Annotated in this window: 4 protein-coding genes; 2 read left to right on the forward strand and 2 right to left on the reverse strand. The window is 72.5% G+C overall.

Features of this window, described 5'->3' with window-relative positions; genetic code table 11:
• Positions 1–561, reverse strand: a 561-nt coding sequence (locus tag AOK16_RS23720) for a GDSL-type esterase/lipase family protein (protein ID WP_055474168.1), incomplete at its 3' end; no start/stop codon positions are given.
• 199 nt (positions 562–760) lie between these two features.
• Here AOK16_RS23720 and serC point away from each other — a divergent pair.
• Together serC and AOK16_RS23730 are read left to right on the forward strand one after the other, a co-directional pair.
• Positions 761–1879, forward strand: coding sequence for a phosphoserine transaminase (gene serC, locus AOK16_RS23725; RefSeq protein WP_055474169.1), 1119 nt, complete (start codon positions 761–763; stop codon positions 1877–1879).
• Positions 1880–1995: 116 nt separating this feature from the next.
• Positions 1996–2409: a PPOX class F420-dependent oxidoreductase gene (locus AOK16_RS23730; protein ID WP_055474170.1), complete on the forward strand. Its 414-nt coding sequence runs from the start codon at positions 1996–1998 to the stop codon at positions 2407–2409.
• 33 nt (positions 2410–2442) lie between these two features.
• Here AOK16_RS23730 and AOK16_RS23735 read toward each other — a convergent pair whose 3' ends face one another.
• Positions 2443–3486 (reverse strand): thiol-disulfide oxidoreductase DCC family protein, encoded by a 1044-nt coding sequence (locus tag AOK16_RS23735; RefSeq protein WP_055474171.1) that lies wholly within the window; start codon positions 3484–3486, stop codon positions 2443–2445.
• Positions 3487–3610 lie beyond the last annotated feature (124 nt).

Genomic DNA, 3610 nt, shown 5'->3' on the forward strand with positions numbered 1-3610 from the left:
GGACCAGTCGGCCGGGCGGGAGGCCAGGAGGAGAGGGGAGCTGGATGTGGCCAAGTCGGCCGTGGCCTTGGCGAGTTGCTCGTTGAGGTCGTCGACCTCCGCGGCGAAGGCCGGGTCTTCCTGGGCGCGGATGTTGGGGAGGACGGGGAGTGCGACGATCTGGACGTACGGGTTGGCCGCGCGGGCCTCGGCGACGAACTCGCGGGCGTTGGCGGCGGTTTGGCCGGCGCCCGTGTAGAAGCCGAGGTCGATCAGGCCCAGGGAGACCAGGAGCAGGTCCGCGCGGTGGGCGGCGACCTCTTCGCGGATGAGCGGCGCCATGTGCAGCCAGCCCTCGCCCCAGCCGGCCAGGTGCGCGCGGGCGCGTTCGGGGAAGGCGGGGTCGGCGTAGTCGTGGGAGACGGGCGCGTCGGCGGCGTGGTCGTGGAGCCCGGTGCGCGGCCCGACGATCCGGTACGGCCTCCCGAACTCCCGGTTCAGGTGCTGCCACATCCGGTAGCGCCACGTGTGCTCGCCCGCACTTCCGATGGTCATCGAGTCGCCGACGAACATGATCCGCATGCCGCCATCATCGCCGAATCCCCGCACCCCTGCGACGTGACCATGACCACCCCGAGGTCGGCCTCCAGAAGCCGGGCAGTGCCCCGAAGAGCCGTTGTGTGGCGCGGTTGTCGGATCCGAAGCGCGCCGCACGGCGACACGGTCTCAGCCGATGGACGGCCCTCCAACGCGCCCATCCCGACGGACTAGGCTGCGGATCGTGGCTGATATCCAGATTCCCGCTGACATGAAGCCCGCCGACGGTCGCTTCGGCTCGGGCCCGTCCAAGGTGCGTACGGAGGCGCTCGGCGCCCTGGCTGCCACCGGAACCTCTCTCCTGGGCACGTCCCACCGCCAGGCGCCGGTGAAGAACCTGGTCGGCCGGGTGCGGGACGGCGTACGCGCGCTGTTCTCGCTGCCGGACGGCTACGAGGTGGTCCTCGGCAACGGCGGTTCCACCGCCTTCTGGGACATCGCCACCCACGGCCTGATCGAGCGCAGGTCCCAGCACCTGTCCTTCGGCGAGTTCTCCTCCAAGTTCGCCAAGGCCGCGCAGCTCGCCCCGTGGTTGGAGGAGCCGACCGTCGTCACCTCCGAGCCCGGTACGCACCCGCTGCCGCGGGCCGAGGCCGGCGTCGACGCGTACGCGCTCACGCACAACGAGACCTCCACCGGCGTCGCCGCACCGATCCGCCGGGTCGAGGGCGCCGACGAGGACGCGCTGGTGCTCGTGGACGCGACCTCCGGCGCGGGCGGCCTGCCCGTGGACATCCGCGAGACGGACGTCTACTACTTCGCCCCGCAGAAGTCCTTCGCTGCCGACGGCGGCCTCTGGCTGGCCGTGTTCTCGCCCGCCGCCCTGGAACGCGCGGCCCGGGTGCACGCCTCCGGCCGCCACGTCCCGGAGTTCTTCTCGCTGCCCACCGCGATCGACAACTCCCTCAAGAACCAGACGTACAACACCCCGGCCGTCTCCACTCTCTTCCTCCTGGCAGAGCAGCTCGACTGGCTCAACAGCCATGGCGGCCTGGAGTGGGCGGTCGAGCGGACGGCCGACAGCTCCTCGCGGCTGTACGGCTGGGCGGACAAGGTCTCGTACGCGTCCCCGTTCGTCACCGATCCCGCCAAGCGCTCGCAGGTCGTCGGCACGATCGACTTCAGTGACGACGTCGACGCCGCGGCCGTGGCCAAGGTGCTGCGCGCCAACGGCATCGTGGACACCGAGCCGTACCGCAAGCTGGGCCGCAACCAGCTGCGCGTGGCCATGTTCCCGGCGGTCGCCCCCGCGGATGTCGAGGCGCTGACCCACTGCGTCGACTACGTGGTCGAGCAGCTGTAGTCCCGGCGGCATGGTGGCGGGCCCGTGCGTGTGGCGGGGCCGTGCGTGTGGCGGCCCGTGCGCGTACGGGCCGCCACGGGGTGACGGCGGGGCCCGTTTGTGCGTCCATGGATGCCATGGCCACCACTGACGGAACCGCGGAACTCCGACCGCTCGTGCGGCAGGCCTGCGTCCTGCTCACCACCCGCAAGCGGGACGGCTCGACGGTCGGCACGCCGGTCCACATCGCGGTCGAGGGGGACCACGCCTACATCAGGACGTTCGGCAAGGCGGGCAAGACGAAGCGGATGCGCAACTTCCCCGACGTCGACATCGCGCCCTGCACGCGCAGGGGCAAGCCGACGGGGGCCGCCCTCCACGCGCGCGTGCGCCTGCTCGACCAGGGCGGCGAGGAGAACGCGCACGCGGCGAAGCTGATCGAGCGCAAGTACCCCGTCGTGCAGCGCTATCTGGTCCCCGCGTTCCACCGGCTCCAGCGGGACAGGACGCTGCACTACGAGGTGCGGCTGGTGGCGGAGCGCCCGCGCTGAGGCCCGGCCCCGGTCGGTCGCGTTCCGCCTCGGTCAGCCGCGGCGGCGGAACAGCCTGCCGATCCCCAGCGCCAGCACGGTCGCGGCGGCGAAGGTGAGGGCGCCGACGACGAGGTTGCGGTCCTGCTCGCCGCCGGAGGCGGAGCCCGTGGTGCCGTCCGGGCCGTCATCGGACGGGCCGCCGTGCCGTCCGGCGGGCGGCGCGGTCTCCCGCTTCTCTTCGGACGCCACCGAGTCCGGCAGCAGCTCCCCGTCCAACTCCTCCCGCACCACCTGGCTGTTCGCCCCCTCCGAGCCGTACATCAGCGCGCGCCCGCCCGGTGTGAAGGCCACGGACTCGCCCTGGATCTGGAACGGCATGGGCGGCCGCCGGTCGATCGGCTCGGGGGCGCCGTCGCGCCAGCGGTAGGCGCGGGCCTCGAAGTAGCCGCGTACGAGGAGCCGGGAGCCGTCGGGCGAGAAGGCGGCGTCGGTCGCCCACAGGCCGATGTCGGCGACCCGGCGGAAGGTGTTCGGGCCCGAGGGGGACAGCCGGGCGGGCCCCTCGTACAGCCCGCCGCCCTTCTTGTGCTTGCTGACGATGTAGACCCGGCCGGTCTTCGGGTGGACCGCCAGCGACTCGGCGTCGCGCGGCCCGCCGTCGTAGCGGACGGTGTAGCGCACCGGGTCGACCGTCGTGTCCCGCAGGGTCTTCGGCTCGGGGAAGCGGTAGATCCACACTTCCGGCCAGGTGCCGCCGAGGTTGTCGCCGATGTCCGCCACGTACACCTGCCCGTCGGGCCCGACGGACACCGCCTCCACGTCCCGCGGCTGGATCCCGCGCAGTGTCACGGTCGCGACCGTCTTGCCGGTGGCGCTGTCGACCGCGTAGACGTACGGGCCGTCGTCGCTGTCGTTGTGCGTCCAGAACACCCCGGGGTGCGCCCGGGCGGCGGCCAGCCCACTGGACTCGGTGATCCGCGGATCCTTGATCCGGAACGAGCCCGGCTCACCGTCCGCGGCGTACGCACCACCCGCGGCACCACCCGACACGAGGAGCAGAGCGGCGGCCCCGAGACCGTAGGAGAGCAAACGCATGCCCCAAGGTTGCCACGGGTTCGGACCCGCCCCGGATCCGTCGCGTGCCTGGCGGGATGACCGGTGGCGGGCGGGCACGCTGTAGGCATGGGTGATGTACGGGAGCTGGTGGCGGGGCTTCGGG

The sequence above is a fragment of the Streptomyces pathocidini genome, assembly GCF_001418495.1.
Lineage (GTDB): Bacteria > Actinomycetota > Actinomycetes > Streptomycetales > Streptomycetaceae > Streptomyces > Streptomyces pathocidini.